The sequence below is a fragment of the Patiriisocius sp. Uisw_047 genome (assembly GCF_047730165.1).
In the GTDB taxonomy this organism is placed as follows: Bacteria; Bacteroidota; Bacteroidia; order Flavobacteriales; family Flavobacteriaceae; genus Patiriisocius.
On sequence record NZ_CP159834.1, the window covers coordinates 2,600,166 to 2,617,491 of the forward strand.

The 17,326-nt window shown below is 37.6% G+C and carries 14 protein-coding genes; 8 read left to right on the forward strand and 6 right to left on the reverse strand.

Going from position 1 to position 17,326, the window contains the following annotated elements; all coding sequences use genetic code 11:
* Positions 1-17 precede the first annotated feature (17 nt).
* Entirely contained in the window at positions 18-314 is a 297-nt protein-coding gene (locus ABXT71_RS11325; RefSeq protein WP_415371466.1) for a DUF721 domain-containing protein, read from the forward strand.
* A 202-nt stretch (positions 315-516) separates the two neighbouring features.
* Here ABXT71_RS11325 and yajC read toward each other — a convergent pair whose 3' ends face one another.
* From yajC to ABXT71_RS11345, 4 genes are all read right to left on the reverse strand, one after another.
* Complete coding sequence (gene yajC, locus ABXT71_RS11330; protein ID WP_415371467.1) at positions 517-810, reverse strand: preprotein translocase subunit YajC; 294 nt, start codon at positions 808-810, stop codon at positions 517-519.
* 24 nt (positions 811-834) lie between these two features.
* Positions 835-1,308: a DUF1573 domain-containing protein gene (locus ABXT71_RS11335; RefSeq protein WP_415371468.1), complete on the reverse strand. Its 474-nt coding sequence runs from the start codon at positions 1,306-1,308 to the stop codon at positions 835-837.
* Positions 1,309-1,361: 53 nt separating this feature from the next.
* Positions 1,362-2,306: a transcription antitermination factor NusB gene (nusB, locus tag ABXT71_RS11340; protein ID WP_415371469.1), complete on the reverse strand. Its 945-nt coding sequence runs from the start codon at positions 2,304-2,306 to the stop codon at positions 1,362-1,364.
* 181 nt (positions 2,307-2,487) lie between these two features.
* Positions 2,488-3,588, reverse strand: coding sequence for a Glu/Leu/Phe/Val family dehydrogenase (locus ABXT71_RS11345; protein ID WP_415371470.1), 1,101 nt, complete (start codon positions 3,586-3,588; stop codon positions 2,488-2,490).
* Positions 3,589-3,758: 170 nt separating this feature from the next.
* On the opposite strand from ABXT71_RS11345, the gene ABXT71_RS11350 reads away from it, so the two are divergent.
* From ABXT71_RS11350 to ABXT71_RS11370, 5 genes are all read left to right on the forward strand, one after another.
* Positions 3,759-5,513 (forward strand): ABC transporter ATP-binding protein, encoded by a 1,755-nt coding sequence (locus tag ABXT71_RS11350; protein ID WP_415371471.1) that lies wholly within the window; start codon positions 3,759-3,761, stop codon positions 5,511-5,513.
* 62 nt (positions 5,514-5,575) lie between these two features.
* Positions 5,576-6,013 (forward strand): PUR family DNA/RNA-binding protein, encoded by a 438-nt coding sequence (locus ABXT71_RS11355; protein WP_415371472.1) that lies wholly within the window; start codon positions 5,576-5,578, stop codon positions 6,011-6,013.
* A gap of 253 nt (positions 6,014-6,266) precedes the next feature.
* A complete protein-coding gene (locus tag ABXT71_RS11360) occupies positions 6,267-8,783 on the forward strand; it encodes a M14 family zinc carboxypeptidase (RefSeq protein ID WP_415371473.1) in 2,517 nt (838 codons plus the stop codon).
* A gap of 334 nt (positions 8,784-9,117) precedes the next feature.
* The gene (locus ABXT71_RS11365; protein WP_415371474.1) at positions 9,118-10,011 is read left to right on the forward strand and encodes a hypothetical protein; all 894 of its coding nucleotides are present in this window, start codon (positions 9,118-9,120) and stop codon (positions 10,009-10,011) included.
* A 375-nt stretch (positions 10,012-10,386) separates the two neighbouring features.
* The gene (locus tag ABXT71_RS11370) at positions 10,387-11,814 is read left to right on the forward strand and encodes a choice-of-anchor B family protein (protein WP_415371475.1); all 1,428 of its coding nucleotides are present in this window, start codon (positions 10,387-10,389) and stop codon (positions 11,812-11,814) included.
* A gap of 92 nt (positions 11,815-11,906) precedes the next feature.
* Here the strand turns inward: ABXT71_RS11370 and ABXT71_RS11375 are convergent, their stop codons facing one another.
* On the reverse strand, positions 11,907-12,281 hold the full coding sequence (locus tag ABXT71_RS11375) for a lipocalin family protein (RefSeq protein WP_415371476.1): 375 nt from the start codon (positions 12,279-12,281) through the stop codon (positions 11,907-11,909).
* Positions 12,282-12,605: 324 nt separating this feature from the next.
* Here ABXT71_RS11375 and ABXT71_RS11380 point away from each other — a divergent pair, with 324 nt between their 5' ends.
* Positions 12,606-14,255: a T9SS type A sorting domain-containing protein gene (locus ABXT71_RS11380; RefSeq protein ID WP_415371477.1), complete on the forward strand. Its 1,650-nt coding sequence runs from the start codon at positions 12,606-12,608 to the stop codon at positions 14,253-14,255.
* Between the two features lie 100 nt (positions 14,256-14,355).
* On the opposite strand, the gene dnaK is transcribed toward ABXT71_RS11380, so the two are convergent.
* Entirely contained in the window at positions 14,356-16,266 is a 1,911-nt protein-coding gene (dnaK, locus tag ABXT71_RS11385) for a molecular chaperone DnaK (RefSeq protein WP_415371478.1), read from the reverse strand.
* Between the two features lie 506 nt (positions 16,267-16,772).
* Between dnaK and ABXT71_RS11390 the strand changes: the two genes are divergently transcribed.
* Positions 16,773-17,306 (forward strand): nuclear transport factor 2 family protein, encoded by a 534-nt coding sequence (locus tag ABXT71_RS11390; RefSeq protein ID WP_415371479.1) that lies wholly within the window; start codon positions 16,773-16,775, stop codon positions 17,304-17,306.
* The last annotated feature ends 20 nt before the right edge of the window (positions 17,307-17,326 follow it).

Genomic DNA, 17,326 nt, shown 5'->3' on the forward strand with positions numbered 1-17,326 from the left:
CTACGTGGGCACTAAAGATGGCAAAAAGAAAAAACGGGGAACGTGATATTAAGAGTGTCTTACAGGAGTTTATAGCGTCAAATAGATTAGATAAAGGCTTAGACCAGGTGTCTGTCTCACAAGCTTGGGAATCTGTTATGGGTGCCCCGATAGTTAAATATACAACAGGAGTCGTACTTGACCGTGATACCTTATATGTCTCTTTGAGTTCTTCTGTATTACGTGAAGAATTAAGCTACGGTAAATTGAAGATTATCGACCTACTTAATGGTAAAATGCAGAAAGAAGTGGTAAGGAAATTGGTGTTACGGTAATACGAAGCCAATTGCAGATAAACCACGGAGAGAAAGAGAACACAAAGAAAGCACCTAATATTACTTAATAACATAAAAGCCACCCTCAGCGAAAACAAAGAGAGAAAACTCAATTACCCCATCTCTCAATTATCAAAATTTATGATACAAAAAACCCGCTTCTTAATTAAAAGAAGCGGGTTTTACTATTTGTTAAATGAGATTATTTCTCTTTGATAACTAGCGGCGCGTTCATCTTCGCACTCATATCCATTGATATGGCAGAAGTTTCAAACTTTAATTTTCCCGCTCCAGATTCTATAATACAAGTTCCGTCTGCATTAAGATCTAGTACTTTACCGTGTAATCCACTTTTAGTGACTACTTTATCTCCTTTTTTCAACTCTTTAGCAAAACTTTTCTCTTTCTTTTGCTTCTTCATTTGCGGCCGTATCAAGAAAAGATACATCACTGCAAATAAAAGGATCATTGGTAAAAAACTCGTGATATCTCCCATTTGTTCTATTGTTATGTTGTTAGCTTATTGAATAACGCTACTTCCCGCAGCTGCATCTTTAGCTTCAACAAAAGCTTTGATTGTTAACGTTTCTTTACCAGCAGCAGTATTTGCAGTAATAGTCACTGCTTTACTTACTTGGTTTTTGCCACTACCATTAAATTTTACTAAAAGCTCTCCTGTAGCACCTGGCGCAACTGGTTCTTTAGTAAATTCTGGTACTGTACATCCACAGCTAGATTTTGCATCCACAATAACTAAAGGAGCATTCCCTGTATTTGTGAAAGTAAATTTATGCTCAACTGGAGTTCCTTGTACGATATTTCCAAAATCGTGTGTTGTTTGTGTAAATTCCATTTTTGGAAAATTACCTGCTGTTGCATCGCGATCTGCGGCTTCTGCTACATTTTCTACGTTTACTTTTTCTGCTGCATTGTCCTTACAAGAAGTAAATGTGAATGCCGCTAGTATTGCTACTAATAAAATTGATTTTTTCATATTTAACATATTTATTTTTTAAAAACGTAAAAGTAAGAAAATTTTTTTGGCTTTTACAGAAGCCCACGCCCTATTTTATTAAGTTCTTCAGAGGCAGCCAACTCCTTAACCAGCTTGTCAAGAATACCGTTGATGAAGATACTACTCTTAGGAGTAGAATATTCTTTAGCAATCTCTAGGTACTCGTTGATAGTCGCTCTTGTAGGAATAGACGGGAAGTATAAAAACTCTGCAATTCCCATTTTAATGATAATCATATCTACATCAGCAATTCGGTCTTGGTCCCAATTAGGCGTTTTACCCTCAATCATTTGTCCTAACTTCTCGTCGTTCAGCGCTACTTTTCTAAACAATGTAGTCGCAAAATCACGATCGTCTTCGTTTTTATACAAATCTGGGATTAAAGAAGACTCTGCATTTGTCTCTTTTAGTTTATTGAGCACCTTTACCAAGGCAGTGTTCACGATCGCAAAATCATCAACCCAAGTAAGACGTTTGTCCTCTAGATACTCATATAGCTTATCATTAGGCGCAATCACCTCTTTATAAACACACACGGCAAACTCCTTATCATCTGTAAAGCTTGGGTCTTTAAGTTTTAAGTAATTAGAGTAAAAATCACGCTGACGTAAGTCTTTCAATAGAATCGAGATATACTCATCATCTAGCGACCAGTAATCTAACTTTCTATTATGTACTGTTTCCTGCAGTCCCTGATGATGCGCTATCAGATCTATCAGCTTATTATCAATAAAATTTCTACTTGGGTTTTTCTCGCTGTCGGTAGCAAGATGCTTCTGCTGCGATTTTTTCATATATGCATCCTGGTGTTTTTGCATTTCTACAAGCACCTGCAATAAAAGCACATATAGATCGTGCATTTGGTCTATACTATAATGCAAAAACTTTTCTTGCTTGTCCAGATCACGATTTTCGGTCTGATCAAAAGCATAAATAGATTGCACTACTTTAATACGTATATGTCTTCTGGTGAGCATATTTAAAAGAACTTTTTTACTTCGGAAATAGTACAAATCCGAACATTGGGTCTATATTATATCACACGCTTCCGTGGGATTCGTTTAAAGGACTCATTTTAAAAATAAAATTGAGTTTAACTAATAGCTATAAGGGTTTCTTATGGGCTGCAAATATAAGGTTATTTATTCCTTAAAACATTTATTTATTTTCTGCTTTTCTTGCTTTAATACGAGAACGTGCAATTGCCATTGCAGCCTGATGTGTTGTTAAGCCTAAACTATCAGCTTTACTGAAAATTTCTAGCGTTGTATTATAAATATTTTCTGTTTTTCTGATAATCTCTTGCTTTCCATAGTTTTCAAGCTCTGCATACACATTAATGATGCCGCCTGCATTAATCAAGAAATCTGGTGCATAAGCAATCCCTTTAGCCTGCAGCATTTTTCCGTGGCTTATTTCATTCTCCAGTTGATTATTGGCAGCTCCCGCAATTATCTTAGCTTTTAACTTGTTAATGCTTGTGTCATTTATGGTCGCTCCTAGGGCACACGGCGCATAGATATCCATTTGTTCTTCATGTAAGTCTTTGCCTCTATAGATCTCTACACTGTAACGATCTCTCACTTCTTCTAAACGGCTTTGATTAATATCTGCAATCACCACTTTTGCTCCTTCGTTGGTTAAGTGCTCCACAAGGGATTCTCCTACATTCCCTATTCCTTCAACATAAACCACCTTATCTTCTAGTAGATCACTACCAAACTTATACTTAGCAGCAGCTTTCATCCCCATAAACACACCATATGCAGTTATTGGAGAAGGGTTACCTGCACCCCCTTTTTCTTCAGAAATACCCGTAACGTAAGGTGTTACGGTGCGGACAAGATCCATATCACTTGTAGCCATCCCTACATCTTCTGCAGTAATGTATCGACCCCCTAGTGAGTGCACAAACTCACCAAACTTTAACATCAACTCTGGCGTCTTTTGTGTTTTTGAATCTCCCATAATAACAGCCTTGCCACCTCCTAAGTTTAATCCTGTGATTGCAGACTTAAAAGTCATCCCTCTTGAGAGTCTCAAGACATCATTTACAGCATCCCATTCACTATTATAATTCCACATTCTGGTACCTCCTAAAGCCGGCCCTAAAACGGTATTATGAATTCCTATTATTGCTTTTAAACCAGTATCTTTGTCATTGCAAAACACAATTTGCTCGTGATTGTCAAAAGATAGTTGACCGAATACCGGGTCTATTTTATGTAGCTCATTTGCCTGTACTACGTCTGTTGTCATATTTTTAGGTTTAGAATATCCTTAAAAAGGTCGGGCAAAATTACATTATAATCAAGTAATTCGCAATACACTAGTATGTAAATTGCGAATTTGTTAGTAAATTATTTCGCTAGATATTTGGCAATATTTGTCTTAACACAAAGTTACAAGGCTAGCTTCTTACAAGTTTTATGAAAGAACTACGACGCATTAATACATATTTTAAGAAATACAGAGGACGTCTAGTTCTTGGTTTTATTATTACAATAATCGCTACGGCATTCAAGTTGGTGGTACCTATGAAGATTGGCGATAGTGTCAACTTTATCAAGGATTATCTAGACGGGAACATTTCCGAAGAAATTATGAAAGCTGGATTACAAGAAGGAATTTTAATTCTCCTTGGGGCTACCATACTGTCAGCATTTTTCACCTTTATGATGCGTCAAACGTTTATAGTCGTTTCTCGTTATATTGAGTACGACTTGAAAAACGATGTCTACCAGCATTACCAAAAACTCTCTTTAAGTTTCTATAAACAAAACCGCACAGGAGATTTAATGAACCGGATTAGCGAAGATGTATCTAAAGTTAGGATGTATACAGGCCCCGCCTTGATGTATAGTACCACTACGATTACCTTATTCATTGTCACGATTTCGTACATGTTTTCTCAGGCACCCGTATTAACATTATATGCGATTGCTCCACTCCCTATATTGTCTGTGGCTATTTATCAGTTAAGCCGTATTATTCACAAAAAAAGTACGGTTGTCCAACAGTATTTATCAAAGCTAACGACGTTTACACAAGAGAGCTTTAGTGGTGTTTCTGTGATTAAAGCATACGGTATTGAGCCAGCAATCAACGCACAATTTGCAGACCTAGCAGAAACGAGTAAGGAAAAGAACGTAGATCTAGCTCGCATACAAGCCTTGTTTTTCCCTTTAATGATTTTGCTCATTGGCTTAAGTAATATTCTGGTAGTTTATATAGGGGGATCGAGATACATAAACGGTCAGATTGCCGAAATAGGAACCATTATTGAATTCCTTATTTATGTAAATATGCTCACGTGGCCAGTAGCAGTAGTAGGCTGGGTAACCTCTATGGTACAGCAAGCTGAAGCCTCTCAAAAAAGAATAAATGAGTTTTTAAATACAGCGCCAGAAATTGTAAACCATACACAAGCAGCAACGCCTATCACAGGAAAAATAGAATTGAGAAATCTTTCATTTACCTACGATGATACCCATATCACGGCCTTAAAAAATGTTTCGTTTACGGTACATCCTGGTGAGACATTAGCGATTATTGGGAATACAGGATCTGGAAAATCTACCATCCTAGAACTGATAGGTCGATTGTATGATGTTCCAGAGAACACTTTACTAATAGGCGACACAACCATTGCAGCCCTCAATTTAAATGCATTGAGAAACAATATAGGCTATGTGCCACAAGATGCATTTTTGTTTAGTGATACGATACGTAACAATATTAAGTTCGGAAAAGAAAATGCAACAGACGAAGAAGTAATTGAAGCTGCTAAAAAAGCGGCGGTTCACGACAATATTATTGGTTTTTCTAAAGGCTACGATACCATTCTAGGTGAACGAGGCATCACCTTAAGTGGGGGGCAAAAACAACGAGTGGCAATTGCTAGAGCCATTATCAAAGATCCAGAAATACTATTGTTTGATGATTGCCTTTCTGCAGTAGACACAGAGACAGAGGAAGAGATCTTGACAAACCTCAATAAAATTTCGTCAAACAAAACGGTGGTTATCGTTAGTCACAGAGTCTCCTCTGCAAAAAATGCAGGTAAAATTATAGTGCTAGAAGACGGGAGCATCTTACAGCAAGGAACTCATAATGACCTTGTAAACAAAGACGGTTATTACAAGGAGTTGTATGCAAAACAACTTCTTGAAAAAGAAATATAAAATAGTGTTAGTTTGTGACATTTTTTTTTAGATTTGGACAATCAAATAACAAAACAAAAAAAATGAGCGATAATTATTCGATGGAGCAAGAGGAGATTTTTAGCAAAGTAATGCGTGCGGGAAGACGCACCTACTTCTTTGATGTAAGATCTACAAAGGCAGGAGATTACTACCTAACAATTACAGAGAGCAAGAAATTTACAAACGATGATGGTTCTTTTCACTATAAAAAACACAAAATCTATCTGTATAAAGAAGATTTTATGGAGTTTAAAGAGAACGTAAATGAGATGATTCAATACGTGATTGATGAAAAAGGAGAAGAAGTAATAAGTGAACGTCACCAGAAGGACTATGTAAGAGAAGCGAAGCCAGAGGTAGCAACAGTTGCTGATGCTAATATAGCACCCGGAGCTCCAGATTCTGCAGCATCTGCAGGAGCAACACTGGATCAACCGGCAGGAAGTCGCTTTACAGATATCGATTTTGACGATATATAAATAGAAACCAAAGCTAATTCATATGAGAACCACTTCTGAAAAGAAGTGGTTCTTTGTTTCTGAAATTTTATGATGAACAAGTGGAGCCTGTCGAAGTACATTTGTTGCCCCTTGACAGGTTCAGAGTGATAGAAATGTCAATCATAAATAGTAAAGTATTATCCCACCTCCCTAAGGCTTCTGTATTGAGATTCTAAATTCATCTTCTTTAATTCTAGTTTGAACTCGTATTCTTTTTCACTATTTTTAAAGAATGAAAAATATCTTCCCAATCCTTCTACTCTTAGTTAGTTATTTGAGTAGCGCACAAGACTACCAAGTTGATCTAGAATACTACCTTCCAAGTGACGTCACGTATGATAAAAATATCCCGACTCCAGAGCAGGTTATTGGTTATCAAATAGGCGATTGGCATATTTCTCACGATAAGTTAGTGCAATATATATACGCCGTTGCTGCTGCCAGTAATAGGATCACGATAGAAGATCGAGGCGAGACTTTTGAAGGCAGACCGCTGCTTCTACTTACGGTTACGAGTCCCACCAATCATAACAATATAGATACCATAAAGCAAAACCACCTTGCCTTAACTGAAAGCAATGGCGCATCCCAAAATACTTCGGAAATGCCAATAGTTGTCTATCAAGGTTTTTCTATCCACGGTAACGAATCTAGCGGATCTAACGCCTCTCTCGCTTTGGCTTATTATTTAGCAGCGGCACAAGGGCCTAAAATGAACGAACTATTAAACAACACCGTCATTTTACTTGACCCTTCCTATAACCCAGATGGATTGCAGCGTTTTGCCTATTGGGCAAATATGCACAAGTCACAAAACATCAATCCAGATCCTAATGATCGTGAGTATGATGAAGTATGGCCTGGAGGTCGTACCAATCACTATTGGTTTGATATGAACCGAGATTGGTTGCCTGTACAACTTCCAGAAAGTCGTGCGCGCATCAATACGTTTCACGATTGGTATCCAAACATTTTGACAGATCATCACGAAATGGGATCTAATGCGAGTTTCTTTTTTCAGCCAGGAATTCCTTCGAGAACACATCCATTGACACCTCAGAAGAACCAAGACTTAACAGGTGATATTGCTAAATTTCACGCTAAGGCTTTAGATAAAATTGGTAGTTTTTATTATACAGAAGAAAGCTTTGACGATTTTTACTACGGAAAAGGAAGCACTTTTCCAGATATCAATGGAAGCATTGGGATTCTTTTTGAGCAAGCCTCTTCACGAGGCCATGCACAAGAAACTGACAATGGGATATTGACGTTTCCGTTTACCATTCGCAACCAATTTACGGCGGCTTTGTCCACCCTAGAAGCTGCCCAAAATATGCGCACCGAAATTTTGGATTACCAACGCCAGTTTTTCAAAGAAGCAAGAAACGAAGGTAAATCCAGTGCCATTGTTTTTGGTGATGAGAAAGATGCGAACAAAGCATATCATTTAGCCGAAATATTAAAACGTCACAAAATCACTGTTCACGAATTGAAAGGTGATGCAACCATAGAAGGTAAAAAGTACCGAAAAGGTGCGGCGTATGTGGTTCCGAAAAATCAAAAACAAATTAGATTAATTAATGCAATGTTTGAAAAGCGAACGAAGTTTAAGGATAGTTTGTTTTATGACATTAGTGCTTGGTCTTTTCCTTTAGCCTTTAACGTAGACTACACAGAGAATGGTGCTACGAGCCAGGCCGGTGCAGAAATAATAAAGCTTGAGAAGCCAGCCATTGAATTGGTGAACGCCTCTAACTACGCCTACATAATGGAGTGGCATGATTACTACGCACCTAAAGCCCTCAACCAGATTTTAGCAAGTGGATTGCGTGCCAAAGTAGGAATGAAACCTTTTACAGTAGATGGAAAAACATATGATTACGGTGCTATCATGATACCCGTACAAAATCAAGAGATGACTGCAAGTGAGGTGAGTCAAATGATCCAGAACATTTCCGAAGAAACTAATGTGACTATTACGGGAGTGACCACAGGCTTGACGCAAGGGATTGATCTGGGGAGTAATCAGTTTAGAGCGCTCGAGCAACCTAAAGTTGCCATGATTATTGGTGAAGGAATCACGCCGTATGATTCTGGAGAGATCTGGCATCTTTTTGATACGCGCTACGATATGCATATTACCAAGCTGGACACCAAAAATCTAGGCAGAACAGATTTGAGCCGTTATACAGATCTCATTATCCCAAACAGTTGGGGAAGTGCTTTTGATAAAAATACTACAGAGAAAATTAAAGATTGGGTGCAAGATGGAGGTACGTTAATCGCGTATAAAAACACAGGTCGATGGTTGAACTCAAGCGAGCTTATGAAAATTAAATTTGAAACGAAGAAAGATTCTGCTAAAGCGATTTCATTTGAACAAGTGGGTGATTATAGTGGTGCACAAGTAATAGGGGGCGCAATATTTGAAACCACACTAGACCGCTCCCACCCTATTGCCTTTGGGTATAAAAACAGTACACTACCCGTTTTTAGAAACTCTACTTTATTTATGGAAGCAGATAAGGACAGTTATAAAAACCCTATTCAATATACAGAAAACCCTTTATTAGCGGGTTATATCTCAAAACCAAATTTGAGTATGTTAAGTAACACCTCAGCCTATAAACAACGAAGCATGGGAAGAGGAAACGTTATTTATTTTACTGACAATCATAACTTTAGAGCCTTCTGGTACGGCACCAATAAACTGTTGATGAATGCGATTTTCTTTGGTGATGAGATGTAGTATGACATCATACTATGGGCTATTTCTCTAATTTTCTGAGTTTCTTTTACCTAAGGTAAATACTCAAATAACTATCACTCAAGTGCCCTTTACTTTCGCCAGAAGGCAAAACAAGACTTTCATTTAATAGTCTTATCTCAATATTCTCGCCATTTTACGCCCTTGGCTAACGCTGTAGACTTTATTTAAAGTTTACAAAGGAACTTAGATTCTTTTGATATTAAACTCACCTAGAGCACCGAAAATATTTTTTTGGTGTATCTAATATTTGTTTAACTTCGTTTCCTAGTTTTTAAACAAAACCAATCGATTCTTATTTTAAAAAATATAACTTATGAAAAAAGCAATTATCGCATTAGTATTCATTATTTCTGGAAGCAACATGAATGCACAAGATTATATCGATCTAGTGAAAGTGTCTTATAATAGTGCAACCCTTGGGAACCTAGAAAATGATCAGGAAACAACCGTTGGAAATACCCTTGCTGAAGTCTATTTTCCAGTACCAATTAACGATAAAGCGGTAGTTATTGCCGGTTTTACTTACGAAAACACGAGATTAGGATTAACATTCACCGATAACAGAACGAACCTTATCATGACACGGTTAAACCTAGGACTGAAAATAAAACATGGCAACAACTGGAGTGGTACCTATGTAGCATTACCTAAATTTGCATCAGACTTTGATGGTATAGGTGGAGAAGATTTTCAAATGGGAGGTCTTGCATTATTTGAAAAAAAATACAAAGCAAAATATGGACTTAAATTTGGTGCATATATGTCATCCGAAAACTTTGGAACCACATTAACACCGCTCGTTGGAGTATGGTACAAGTCTAGTAATAGTAAGTTTTATATCAATGCCACTTTACCTATTCGTGCAGATGTAAATTATTCACTTACTGAATATTTAAGTGTTGGTGCTAACCTACTTACCTCTGTAAAATCTTATAATTTAGCACAGAATCAATCTCTTTTTTACACACAAGAAGAATCTATTCGCTTTGCTTTATTTACCTCGTATGGCTTTTTTGATAATAATCTTATTCTACGCGGAAAAGTAGGATTAGACACAACAGATTATGGCGTTTACAATGAAGGAGATACAATAGGATTACAAGTACTTACTTTTCAAGTAGGAGGAGATGACCGAAACAGACTTAACGCAGAGTTTGATAGTTCACTTTTTTTAGGAGTAGATCTTATATTTAGAGCAGCGCTTTAATACGATAAAAATTTACATTAGGAGAAAATATACCTTGTACATCTAGCTTGACCGTTGCTGTCAAACCAACAAGCCTAAGGTTAAAATTATCAAAATTTTAACCTTAGGCTTGATACCTACTAGTGATTATTATAGGAAGAAAGGCACACCAGAAAAAAAATATGGAAAATGAAAATTGATGCACTTCGCCGACCACTATAATTTTAGAGCTTTCCAATACGGCACCAATAAACTGTTGATGAATACGATTTTCTTTGATGATGACTTGTAAGATGTTTTCTACTGTCAGATTATAATGAGAAAATGGCACGTTTATATAATAATATGGCGCCTCAGCTGCGGAAGTATAATGGTATTTTTATAAAAAACGCAACTATGAAAAAGTTTTTAATTGTTTTCTTAGCATTAAACACGCTAATAACGCTAGCACAGACGCCATGCGAAGATGGTATGGCAGGTATCTATCCTTGCAGTGGATATGACTTACTCTCAGAAATGACGGCAGACGAATTTGGCGCAACCAATGCCAATGATTCTTGGGGATGGACAGACCCAGAGACTGGATCTGAATATGTATTACTAGGCCTGTACAACGGTACTGCATTTATCAATATTGACGACCCTGTAAACCCAATCTATTTAGGAAGGCTAGACAGCCATGCTGGTTCTAGTTTATGGAGAGATGTAAAAACCTATAACAATTATGCCTTTATTGTAAGCGAAGCGAATGGTCACGGGATGCAAATCTTTGATTTAACTCGTCTAAGAGATGTAGCGTCTCCGCCAGAAGATTTTACAGAAGATGCGCACTACAACGGTTTTGGAAATGCTCACAATGTGGTTATTAATGAAACTGATGGTTTTGCTTACGGAGTAGGTACGTCCACCTATAATGGGGGTCCTCATTTTGTTGATATTTCAGACCCACTAAATCCTTTAGCTGCCGGCGGTTATGCTGATGATTTTTACAGCCACGATGGACAAGTAGTAACTTATACTGGTCCAGACACTAATTACGCTGGAAGAGAAATTTATATAGGGAGTAATGAATCATACATCTCCATTGTAGATATCACAGATAAGGCTAACCCGCAACAGATAAGTACCGCAACCTACTCAAACACGGTTTATACACACCAAGGTTGGTTTACAGAAGATCAACGCTATTTTTTATTAGGAGATGAAATAGACGAAATAAACTATGGATTTGAAACACGCACTATCGTTTTTGATTTTAATGATCTTGATAATCCCGTGCTTCATTTTGAATATTCTGGGACTACAAATGCAACAGACCATAATGGATATGTACTAGGAAATACATTTTACTTAGCTAGTTATTCGGCGGGGCTAAGAACAATCGATATAAGCGATATCGAAAATCAAAACATGACTGAAACTGCATATTTTGACGTGTATCCATCCAATAATAATTCTGGTTATAATGGTGCATGGAACGTATACCCCTACTTTGAAAGTGGCACCATATTAATCTCAACATTAAGTTATAGTGATTCAAACTTTGATGCTGGCATGCTGTTAATAAGACCTAGTGTACTGGCTATTTCAGACTTTGAAACCATAGAGGTGAGTATTTTTCCTAATCCTGCGAATGAAACAGTCACAATAAATTCTCCAAACAAAGATGTAAACTCTCTTGCCTTATTTGACATCACCGGCAAGTTGTTATATAGTAATCCAACTGTTTCTGCCTCTACGACGATAGATGTATCTAGCTTCAGTAAAGGTGTTTATGTATTAAGAATCAATGATGCTGTAACAAAGAAAATTATTGTAGAGTAAGGTTTGTCTATCAAAGCATTTAATTTCAAGATTTAAAAAAATCCCAACCTAAAATGAATTAGATTGGGGTTTTTTAGTACTACAGCATGGAGCTACTCCATCTTTATAAAATATAAATTAGTCATATCAATAAGGAATAAGTGTCCGTTCTCGTTAAACGAGAACGCAGTCGTTACTATTTCTCCACCATAATCAATCGTTAGACTGCTATCATTTGTAGCCCAATTAAACGATCTAGCACTAGAAATTGCTTGTCCTTCATCATTTGTTTCTACCTCCGTTCTAAAGCCATTAGCGTTAGGCTGAAAAGTTAGTATATATTCAAACTGGTCACTAAAATCACTGCGTTGCCATGCGCCTATTAAGCTCTCAGTTTGATCCGTAATCGTATCATCATTCTTACACGATAGTATCGAAAATATTGCTACAAATACAAGGATAGCCTTTAGCGAATTTATTGTTTTCATAGTATGCTCCATTTAATTTACAGGCTCGATGTTTTAAGAGCTCTTCAGAGGATGATTACAAATTACAAAAAAAAAGCTAAGCGTTAAAAGCTTCTCATATTTTTAAGCTTCTCTTAACGATTCTGGGCTATGACCGTGTTCAAGTAAAACTAGCCAAGTGAAATCTGTAAGGTGATAAGTATGATCCATCTTAAAAACTATTTGTCGTTTACTAAACCTTTTGAGAACAACTTTTCAAAGCCTACCTTTAAAATGTGCTAAAATAAAATTCTGTTTTTTAAAAATATAAAATTAAAATATTATCTTAACCACTAAAAAAAAGCAATGAAAAATTATTACGTGGCATTGGCTTGCCTTATCACGATTTCTACACACGCACAGGTTTCGCTCTTAGGCAAAATTGATAACAGCCCAGTGCGCCAACAGCAAATAATTGAGACGATTACAGCCTCGATTTCTTATCAAGGATATGATGAAACACAAGCATTTTTTGGGCAAGGAGAATATGAAGTTTTCTTAGACAACACGACCGGAATTTTAGACAAACCTATTATCATATTGGATGGTTTTGATCCAGGTGATAGCAGAGATATAAATGGATTATATAATAGTTTAGCATTCAATGGTCAGAATATGGCAGATATATTGCGGGACGAAGGCTTTGATATTATAGTTCTTAATGCTCCTACCTATATCTCAGATGGTTTAGAAATAGATGGCGGCGGCGACTACATACAGCGTAATGCTATGGTTTTAGTAGCACTCATTGATTTATTAAATACTGAAAAAGTAGGTGACGAACCCCTTGTAGTACTTGGGCCAAGTATGGGTGGATTAATCGCTAGGTACGGCTTGTCGTATATGGAACAAAATAGTCTAAACGCAGATACACGCTTGTATATTTCGTTTGATTCTCCACACAAGGGAGCTAACGTGCCTATGAGTCTTCAATATTTGATAAATTACCTTGCGTTTCAAAGTGATGACCCCTTAGCACAACAGGCCGTAGATCAATTACTAAACAGTGCCGCAGCAAAAGAAATGTTAGTAGACCATTTAAATGCGCACTTACTTGCAGGATCAGATTTTGAACAAGACCCCGCCTTAGTACTACCTGCAGGCGCACCAGATTTTAGAGATCCTTTTCAAGCAGAGCTCGACGCTTTAGGCTTTCCTCAAAATGTTAGGAATGTAGCTATAGTTAACGGTAGTGGTTTAGGCATCACCATAGGCACACCTGGGATGCAAGTGGTAGATACTACGCTCGATTTAGGAAACAACCTCACTGGGGAAGTAGAATTACATTTTATGCCCCTAGCCACAGAAACTATAGAAGTGACAAGATTTGACACCTTCTTTTCTGGTTTTCCAGTGCAAACTTTTGATGCTATGGGAGCTGCTACTACTGCTACTGACGGGGTGGATAGTGCGCCCGGCGGAATTTCAAATATCTCTAATGCTTTAGGTGATGGAACAGGAAACCCTGTCATTGAAGATTTTATTATGGCATTACAACAGGATGAATTTTCTTTTATACCATTACTAAGTTCCTTAGCAATCGAAAATGAAGATAACTGGTACGCAGTGCCAGATTTAAGCAACTCCCCCTTCGTGAATAGCTATATTCCAGATGAGAATGAACCACACGTTTCAGTAAGCCAAGCAAGTGCGCAGTTTGCTTTAGATGAAATTAGAAATGGCTCGTTGAGCACCTCCAGTATTGCTTCAGAAAACACATTTAAACTCCTTAAAAATCCTGTTAGAGATGTTATTACAGTTGGCATTAACCCACTTGTAAGTGTAGGTCCTATCAAAACCCAGTTGTTTTCTACAGAAGGAAAACTGTTGCACACGCAAGTCTTTAACACCAACGATTCACAAATCTTCTTACAAGCAAACATAGCATCAGGGATTTATATCCTTAGGGTTACTGATACGAAAGCTACAGTGAGCTTTAAGGTGATTGTCGAGTAAGGTGACTTGTCCATATAAAAGAATAAAAAAATCCCAAGCTAATTTACATTAGATTGGGATTCTTATTATTTAGAGCCGCACACTAGGTGCAGCAGAAGTATTACTTCACTTCTTCAAAATCTACATCTTCAACATCAGCATTTTCGCCTTCTGTTGCGCCTGCATCTGCTGTTGGTTCCGCGCCATCGGCGGGGCTTCCTTGGCCTTCTGCTTGTGCTTTGTACATTTCTTCACTAGCTGCTTTCCAAGCTTCGTTAATCTTATCAAGCGCTGGCGTGATAGCATCTACGTTCTTAGTTTCATAAGCTGCTTTAAGTTCTACTAAAGCATCTTCAACTGGCTTCTTGTTATCGTCAGAAATCTTATCACCAAATTCTGTCAACTGCTTTTCTGTCTGGAAGATCATTCCATCCGCTTCGTTGATTTTATCTGCTGTTTCTTTCAACTTAGCATCAGAGTCTGCGTTTGCTGCAGCTTCTTGCTTCATTTTCTCGATTTCCTCTTCCGTCAATCCAGAAGAAGCTTCGATACGAATATCTTGTTTCTTTCCAGTTGCTTTATCTTCTGCACTTACTTTAATGATCCCATTGGCATCAATATCAAAAGTAACTTCTATTTGAGGTACCCCACGCTGTGATGGTGGAATGTCACTTAAATGAAAACGACCAATCGTATTATTATCGTTTGCCATAGGACGCTCCCCTTGCAATACGTGAATCTCTACAGAAGGCTGGTTGTCTGCTGCCGTTGAGAACACTTGACTTTTCTTAGTTGGTATCGTTGTGTTTGCTTCAATAAGTTTTGTCATTACGCTACCCATAGTCTCAATCCCTAAAGAAAGAGGAGTTACATCTAATAACAATACATCTTTTACATCACCTGTCAATACACCACCTTGTATTGCAGCACCTACCGCTACAACCTCATCTGGATTCACACCTTTACTTGGCGCTTTTCCAAAGAATTTCTCTACCGCTTCTTGCACTGCAGGAATACGAGTAGATCCACCTACAAGAATAACTTCGTCAATATCACTGTTTGTTAAACCTGCAGCTTTCATTGCAGTTTTACAAGGCTCTATTGTTCTTTTAATTAAATCGTCAATCAATTGTTCAAACTTAGCACGTGTTAATGTTTTAACAAGGTGCTTAGGTCCACTAGCCGTTGCAGTAACATACGGTAAGTTGATTTCTGTTTGTGCAGAAGAAGATAATTCAATCTTCGCTTTTTCTGCCGCTTCTTTTAAACGTTGTAATGCCATTGGGTCTTTTCTAAGATCCATGTCATTGTCTTTCTTAAAATCGTCAGCTAACCAGTTGATAATTTTTTGATCTACATCATCACCACCTAAGTGTGTATCACCATCTGTAGAAAGCACTTCAAATACACCATCTCCTAATTCAAGGATAGATACATCATGTGTTCCTCCACCAAAATCAAATACCACAATCTTCTGATCTGTATTTTTCTTGTCAAGACCATATGCTAATGCCGCCGCTGTAGGCTCATTAATAATACGCTCCACTGTTAATCCAGCAATTTGTCCCGCTTCTTTCGTAGCTTGACGTTGGCTATCATTAAAGTAAGCAGGTACTGTAATTACTGCACGTGTTACTTCTTGTCCTAAATAATCCTCTGCTGTTTTCTTCATTTTTTGAAGAATCATTGCGCTCAATTCTTGTGGCGTATAAAGACGACCATCGATATCCACACGTGGTGTATCGTTATCTCCTTTTACTACCGTATAAGCAGCTCTTTCTGCTTCAAGAGAAGATTCAGAAAATTTATTTCCCATAAAACGTTTGATCGAAGCTACCGTTTTTGTTGGGTTTGTTACTGCCTGTCTTTTTGCAGGATCACCTATTTTAATTTCGCCGCCTTCTACAAAAGCGATCACAGAAGGTGTTGTTCTTTTACCCTCTGCATTAGGGATTACAGTTGGCTCACTTCCTTCCATCACCGAAACGCAGGAGTTGGTTGTACCTAAGTCAATTCCAATAATCTTACTCATATCTATTATAAATTTAAATTGTAATTCGTTTATCTGTACTTCGAAATATTATAAACCCGAAGACGGTTCACATAAGACAACATTTGTGCCATTGGGAAGTGACTGACAACGTGACAGAGACGAGCAGACAGTAGGGGTTTGGAATGGCAGTATTTTCGTAATTAGTGATTAGTGATTAGTGATTAGAATGAAATATAACACTCTAGTGCTCCTTGCCTTGCGTAGATATTTGCTAAATGAAACGAACTAGTGTAAAATTCTGTATAAGGGGGAGGTGGCTCCCTTGGGCTGATACTGAGTGGCTCCCAAGCGTAGCGTCTGCAGCAAGCTTCAACCCTAGTCAGAAATATTAATTGAGTCAAAACCCCAAAACTGCTCCACTACAGCAAGCCCAGCACATTTCCGAAGAAAAGCGGAATACTTCCCACACCACAGATCACTCGGACACACTGATAGACAGTAACTTATAAAACACTATATTTATAATCAACTTAAAACCAACCATTATGAAAACAGTAAAAACAACCATCTGCCTTTTAGTAGGTATGCTATGCCTTTCATTAACTACCTATGCTCAGGACAAACCAATCTCTGTAGACTTTGACGGCTACGATGCTAATATTGAAATAATTAAAGAATACACTAAAACTATGAATAGCGGTGATGCCGTTAAACTCTCCTCATTCTTCACTGACGATGCAATGATTATAGGATTAGGCGGTATAAGTGACACCATAAATAAAAAGCAACATCTCGAAATGTACACGGCAAATTTTGCTCAGAATACATATGATGTGAATGAAGGTGTTAACCTCTCCGTGCGAATAGGTGATGGCGCTCAAGTTCCGCCTGGAGATTACGGGTTTAGCTGGGGTACTGTTTCGAGTACGAGTAAATCGACTAAGAGAACAGCAATGACAAATTACCACGTTGTTACAGCTATAAATGAAGGTAAGATTGCTATGATGTGGTTTTATTATGACACTATGCCTTTTGTCTTAAGAGATGGAGCGACGATTACACCGCCTAAAAAGATGTAATGCGTTTTTAAAATATTTTA